The 241-nt window shown below is 32.8% G+C and carries 1 protein-coding gene; it reads left to right on the top strand.

The window, feature by feature from the left end; genetic code table 11:
- The coding region (locus RYX56_RS24805) for a helix-turn-helix domain-containing protein (RefSeq protein ID WP_317124447.1) at window positions 1–241 on the top strand (241 nt) is incomplete at both ends.

Below are 241 nucleotides of genomic sequence, written 5' to 3'. Positions count from 1 at the left end.
ATTGGAAAAAAGATAGCTGAACTTCGAAAACAGAAGGGATACACCTTATCTGAACTAGCAGAGAAGACAAAAATATCAAAATCTTATCTGAGTAATATAGAGCGTAATTTGAATAAGAATCCTTCTCTAGCTATTATTAAAAGGATTGCCAAGGTTTTAGATGTTGATCTCATGACATTGTTAAAGAACGAAACTAATCATAATACCAACCAATATGTCGAAAAGGAATGGGCCGACTTTA

It is taken from the genome of Alkalihalophilus lindianensis (genome assembly GCF_032843265.1).
Lineage (GTDB): Bacteria > Bacillota > Bacilli > Bacillales > Bacillaceae_D > Alkalihalophilus > Alkalihalophilus lindianensis.
Note: the sequence above shows the minus strand (reverse complement) of the source record. Positions and strands in the feature narration are given on the sequence as shown.